This window comes from Neisseria sp. HMSC064E01, assembly GCF_001808875.1.
In the GTDB taxonomy this organism is placed as follows: Bacteria; Pseudomonadota; Gammaproteobacteria; order Burkholderiales; family Neisseriaceae; genus Neisseria; species Neisseria sicca_A.
This window is the reverse complement of the sequence record NZ_KV794967.1, coordinates 33,954-38,915: the sequence shown is the minus strand read 5'-3', so window position 1 is coordinate 38,915 and position 4,962 is coordinate 33,954. Positions and strand designations below refer to the sequence as shown.

The 4,962-nt window shown below is 52.8% G+C and carries 4 protein-coding genes and 1 pseudogene; 2 read left to right on the top strand and 3 right to left on the bottom strand.

Features of this window, described 5'->3' with window-relative positions; all coding sequences use genetic code 11:
* Positions 1-205: 205 nt before the first annotated feature.
* Complete coding sequence (locus HMPREF2572_RS11085; RefSeq protein ID WP_070498654.1) at positions 206-517, top strand: porin; 312 nt, start codon at positions 206-208, stop codon at positions 515-517.
* A 311-nt stretch (positions 518-828) separates the two neighbouring features.
* On the opposite strand, the gene rfaQ is transcribed toward HMPREF2572_RS11085, so the two are convergent.
* Complete coding sequence (gene rfaQ, locus HMPREF2572_RS11080) at positions 829-1,923, bottom strand: putative lipopolysaccharide heptosyltransferase III (RefSeq protein WP_070498652.1); 1,095 nt, start codon at positions 1,921-1,923, stop codon at positions 829-831.
* A gap of 386 nt (positions 1,924-2,309) precedes the next feature.
* Here rfaQ and HMPREF2572_RS11070 point away from each other — a divergent pair, with 386 nt between their 5' ends.
* A complete protein-coding gene (locus tag HMPREF2572_RS11070) occupies positions 2,310-3,191 on the top strand; it encodes a prephenate dehydrogenase (protein ID WP_070498647.1) in 882 nt (293 codons plus the stop codon).
* Between the two features lie 100 nt (positions 3,192-3,291).
* Here HMPREF2572_RS11070 and HMPREF2572_RS11065 read toward each other — a convergent pair whose 3' ends face one another.
* Positions 3,292-4,743, bottom strand: a complete 1,452-nt coding sequence (locus tag HMPREF2572_RS11065; RefSeq protein WP_070498645.1) for a DASS family sodium-coupled anion symporter — start codon at positions 4,741-4,743, stop codon at positions 3,292-3,294.
* Between the two features lie 10 nt (positions 4,744-4,753).
* Positions 4,754-4,962: pseudogene (locus HMPREF2572_RS14925) on the bottom strand (hypothetical protein); the annotation flags it as partial.

The following is a 4,962-nucleotide window of genomic DNA, read 5'->3' as shown; positions in this document are numbered from 1 at the left end:
CGTACTGGTTTAAAGTTAATCCACTATAAAAACGTGTGCGGTCGGCATGGGAAGGTCGAATCCGATTTGACATTTTTCAGACGACCCTTTGCATGAATTTTCTTTCTTCGTTCAAACCCAAACGCTTAGGACGGTAGAATTCGCCTTGCACTAACCCTTCCCGCCTGCGTGTGCAGACGGGATGTCATATAAGGAGCATTTCATAATGAAGAAAATTCTGATTTTGTCTTTACTCGCCATACCTGCGCTGGCTGCGGCGGAGGTTCAGTTTTACGGCGATTTGAAAGCCGGAGTGGAGGCTTCTAGCACCAAATACGGCAGCCACAGAATTTCCAATAACGGCGTCGCCGATATGGGCAGCTATGTCGGTATGCGCGGTTCGCATCCTATCGGCGGCAGCAATAATGTATTGTGGCAGGTCGAGCAAGATACGCCTTTGGGTAAAACCGATACCAAAGACACTTGGCGCAGCCGCAGCCAAGGCAGCGGAGAGACTTATATCGGCTTCGGTCGTTAAAAGAAATATAGTGGATTAAATTTAAACCAGTACGGCGTTGCCTCGCCTTAAGCTCAAAGAGAACGATTCTCTAAGGTGCTGAAGCACCCAAGTGAATGGTTCCGTACTATCTGGATTTTGGGGAATTTTGCAAAGGTCTCTATCTGTACTATCTGCGGCTTCGTCCGCCTTGTCCTGATTTTTGTTAATCCACTATAAGGTTCTATCCCGGTTAAGATAACAACAGGTCGTCTGAAAACGTTTCGCGTAGGTGCGGATGTTTTCAGACGACCTTTTTTGCGGATGAAAGTTTGTTGACGCTAAAGTAGGGATTAGTCGGTTTTCGCGTGGTCGATTGTGTCGAGTTTGGTGGAAACGCGGTTCCACACTTCTTCCAGAGGAATGGCTTTTAGGAGGCGTTCGGGATTGTCGGTATTGATGCTGTCGGGGTGCGGCAGCTCGGTATAATCGCCCGCCCATATCACTTCGGCATTGAGCGAATAAGGATGCCATATGCCCAGCCAAGTCGCGCCGAATAGGGCGATTTGCGGTTTGTCGAGCGCGGCGGCGATGTGCATGGGAACGGAATCGACGCCGATAAACAGTTTGGCGCGGTCTATCGCGGCGGCAAGTTCGCGCAAGGTCAGGGAGCCGGACAATACCCACACTTTGCTGCCTTCCGGCATTTTCAGACGACCTAAGATGGCTTCGATCATGTCGTGTTCAACAGGACTGGGGGAGGCAGTCAGGACGACGTTGTGTCCGTGGTTCAGCAGAAGCTGGACGAGAGCGGCGTTTTTGCCGTCTTCCCAACATTTGAACAGCCAACGCGCGCCCGGATGCAGTAAGACGTAGTCTTCGCCTTGCCAACCTTGTTCGCGCAATTTTTGTTCCATACTGTTGCGGACATCAGGAGCGATGCTCATGCGGACTTTGGCGTTTGAAAGATCTTCCGGACGGATAAGCGGCGGCAGTATGCCCAGATGAGTTTCGACGATATGTTTGGTCGTGCCCATATCGGGGTTGAGAAAGTCGTGACACCAGCGCCATGCGGCGTTGTCGCGTTTGATGCAGTTGAAGCCGACGCTGCATTTTGAGCAGAATTTGGCAATGATGGCGGCACGCCATTGGTCGGAGAGGTTGAATGCCCAATCGTATTGACGCGCTTTCAACTGACGGAAGAGGTCTTTTTCGTGTTTGAACTGTTTGCCCACGCCTTGCTTTTTCCATTGGCGGTCAATGGTGAAAATTTGAGAGATTTGGGGATTGTCGCGGATGATGTCGGCGGTTTCCTGATAAACCAGCATATCGACTTCGCACTCGGGAAAATGTTGTTTGATCGCATCGACGACCGGCGTACTGAGCAATACGTCACCATGATGGCGCAGTTTGATGACGAGGATACGTTTGGGTTGTGCAAGTGACATACGGTACTTTCAGACGACCTGGTTCAAGAATGGCTCTCAATTGTAAAACGGAACGCGAGGTTTGGAAAACTGTTTCTGTACAAACGGTTTCGAGGGTGAATGAGCGCAACCGGTTTGCTTTGATTTTCTTACAAAATATGGTTTTGGGATGGGCGGTGTATGCAAAATATTTTGATATTGCGGAAGATTGTTCCATTCTGAAAACGGCTGCGGGCTGATTGTCTGGTCGATACGGTTGTGGCTGGAACGAGACCGATTCACTATAATAGCCCAAGCCGTAGGCAGGATTGGTGTTCCAATAAGGTTTTACAGGTTTGGAAGCAAATCATAGTCCTCGGTACGTTTTCAGACGACCTATCCTTCATCTACCGCCTTACACATCCGCCATGACACCAAACGCCCCGCTCCAACACATCACCCTTATCGGCGTCGGACTGATAGGCGGCTCTTTCGTTCTGGACCTCAAACGATTGGGACGGGTGCAAACCGTGACCGGCATTGATCTCGACCGCGACAATCTCGACCGTGCGCTTGAGCGTCGGGTGATTGATAAAGCGTTTACGGAAATCAACGTCGAAAGCATCGGTCATGCCGATTTGGTGTTGATTGCCACGCCGGTTTCCACGCTGCCGACCATCTGCCAAGCCATTGCGCCGCTGCTTGCGCCCAATGCTTATGTGTCCGATGTGGGCAGCACCAAGCGGACAGCCATCGCCGCTTTCCGCCAATATCTGCCCGAGCGGATTTCACACTGTATCGCCGCGCACCCCATCGCAGGCTCCGACCGCAGCGGCGCATTGGCGGCGCAATTTGGGCTGTATCAAGATAAAAAACTGATTATCACCACACACGGACAAGAGCGTCCTGAAGGCATCGCCCTGATAAAAAGCCTTTGGCAGGCGGTTGGCGCGCAGACGTTTGAAATGAGCGCGGAAGAACATGACGCTGTGTTTGCCGCCGTTTCCCATATGCCGCATTTGACCGCTTTCGCCTATGTCCACCAAATCGCCGACCATCCGGACGGACAGGAATATTTGAAATTTGCCGCCAGCGGTTTCCGAGACTTTACCCGCATCGCCTCCAGCCATCCCGCCATTTGGACAGACATCTGCCTGGACAATAAAAACAGCCTGATCAAGCTGATTGCCGGACTGCACGACCAGCTTTCCGAGCTGGAGCGTATCCTCGAACAAGAAAACCGCGACGCGCTATACCGTTATTTTGAAGAAGCCAAGCAAACGCGCGACGAATGGTTGGGCAGCCAATAGCGGGGAATATCCGGCTTTCCTGTGCAATCGCTATTCCCAAAAACAAAAGGTCGTCTGAAAACCTATTTTCAGACGACCTTTTGTTGATTTCAGGCAGGGTTTACCAGTAGCCCAACACTTTCCACCAGATAATGCCGATGGTGCCGAAAATCAGGATTTCGACCACGCTCATGATAAAGCCGGCTTTCCACCATTCGGTCATGCTGACATAGTTCGAGCCGTAGATGACGGGGGACGAACCTGAAGCGTAGTGGGTCAGCGACATCATGATGCCGGTGGCGGACGCCATGATCAGGGCGAACAGCATTGGCGGTGCGTCCAACGCCAGACCTGCACCGTAGAACGCGCCGAACATCGCGGTAACGTGTGCCGTGCCGCTGGCGAAAACGTAGTGGGCGTAGAGATAGGCGAGTACCAACAGGGCGCAACCGGCTTCCCAGCCCAAGCCGAGATGGGAAATGCCGCCCTGCATGGATTCGGACAGCCATGCAATCAGTCCCAATTTGTTGAGGAAGTTCGCCATCATGACCAAGGCGGCAAACCAGACGATGGTGTCCCACGCGCCTTTTTCTTTCAGCGCGTCGTCCCAAGTCAGTACGCCGGTGAGCAGACACAGCGAGAGACCGAGGAAGGTGGTGGCGGTGGCATCGACTTTCACGCCGAACAGCATTTCGGGAACGCCCGCCCACAGAAGCAGCAGAATCACGAAAATGCCGAGCATGATTTTTTCGTCGCGCTTCATCGCGCCCATTTCTTTCAGTTTTTCTTTGGCAAGGGCGGTCGCGTTAGGCGTTTGTTTGATTTCGGGCGGATACAAGAAATACAGCACCAGCGGCATCAGGAACATGGCGATCAGGCCGGGTACGATCATGGCGGCGAACCATGTGCCCCAAGAGAGGTGGATTTGCGAATCGGTGGCTTTGGCAACCAATTCGACGACCAGCGGGTTGGGCGCGGTCGCGGTAATGAAGATGCAGCAGGTAATGATGTTAGCGTGGTAGTTGACCAGCGCGAGGTATTTACCGATTTTGCCTTCCGTGCCTTTTTCGGGGTCGGAATCGAAGCTCAGGGCGATGGAACGCATAATCGGATGCACGATGGCGCCGCCGCGCGCGGTGTTGCTCGGCGTTACCGGACCGATGACCAAGTCCGCCAAAGCCAAGCTGTAACCTACGCCCAGCGTGCGTTTGCCGAAAAGGGAAATCAAGAGGTAGCCGATACGCATCCCCAAGCCGGTTTTCAACAAACCGCGCGAGATGATGATGGCGATACCGATCATCCAGATTAACGAGTTGTTGAGGCTGCTCAGTGCGTCTTTGGTTGCGTCGGCGGCTTTTTCGTTGGTCACGCCGGTCAGCGCGACCAAGGTAATGCCCAAAATCGCCATTGCGCCGATGGGCATGGCTTTGCCGATGATGCCGGCGATGATGCCGACGAACAACGCCAAAAGGTGCCATGCGTCGGGCGATACGCCCTGCGGCACGGGGATGACGAACCAGATAATCAGCGTCAGCGCGAGCGCAACCGCAGCAGGAATTGGCTTTAAGCCCATGTTGAGTCTCCTAGTTTGAGGTATCGGGGAAATCCGATTTCAGACGACGTATGCCTGATTTTGGTGGGGAGAGGTCGTCTGAAACGTATTTGGGTGTGGTTGTTTTTATGTTTTTCTTTTGGGTGTTTGTGTCATGCGTATTTTTTGTTGCCATCTTTTTCAGACGACGTTTTTTTAGGTTATTGCGTTTTGCCCTCTCCCTAGCCCTCTCCCACGGGG

What these genes read in the sequence shown, in the direction of transcription:
- HMPREF2572_RS11085 (WP_070498654.1), top strand. Translation starts at nt 206, where the DNA reads ATGAAGAAAATTCTGATTTTGTCTTTACTCGCCATACCTGCGCTGGCT.
- rfaQ (WP_070498652.1), bottom strand. Translation starts at nt 1,923, where the DNA reads ATGTCACTTGCACAACCCAAACGTATCCTCGTCATCAAACTGCGCCAT.
- HMPREF2572_RS11070 (WP_070498647.1), top strand. Translation starts at nt 2,310, where the DNA reads ATGACACCAAACGCCCCGCTCCAACACATCACCCTTATCGGCGTCGGA.
- HMPREF2572_RS11065 (WP_070498645.1), bottom strand. Translation starts at nt 4,743, where the DNA reads ATGGGCTTAAAGCCAATTCCTGCTGCGGTTGCGCTCGCGCTGACGCTG.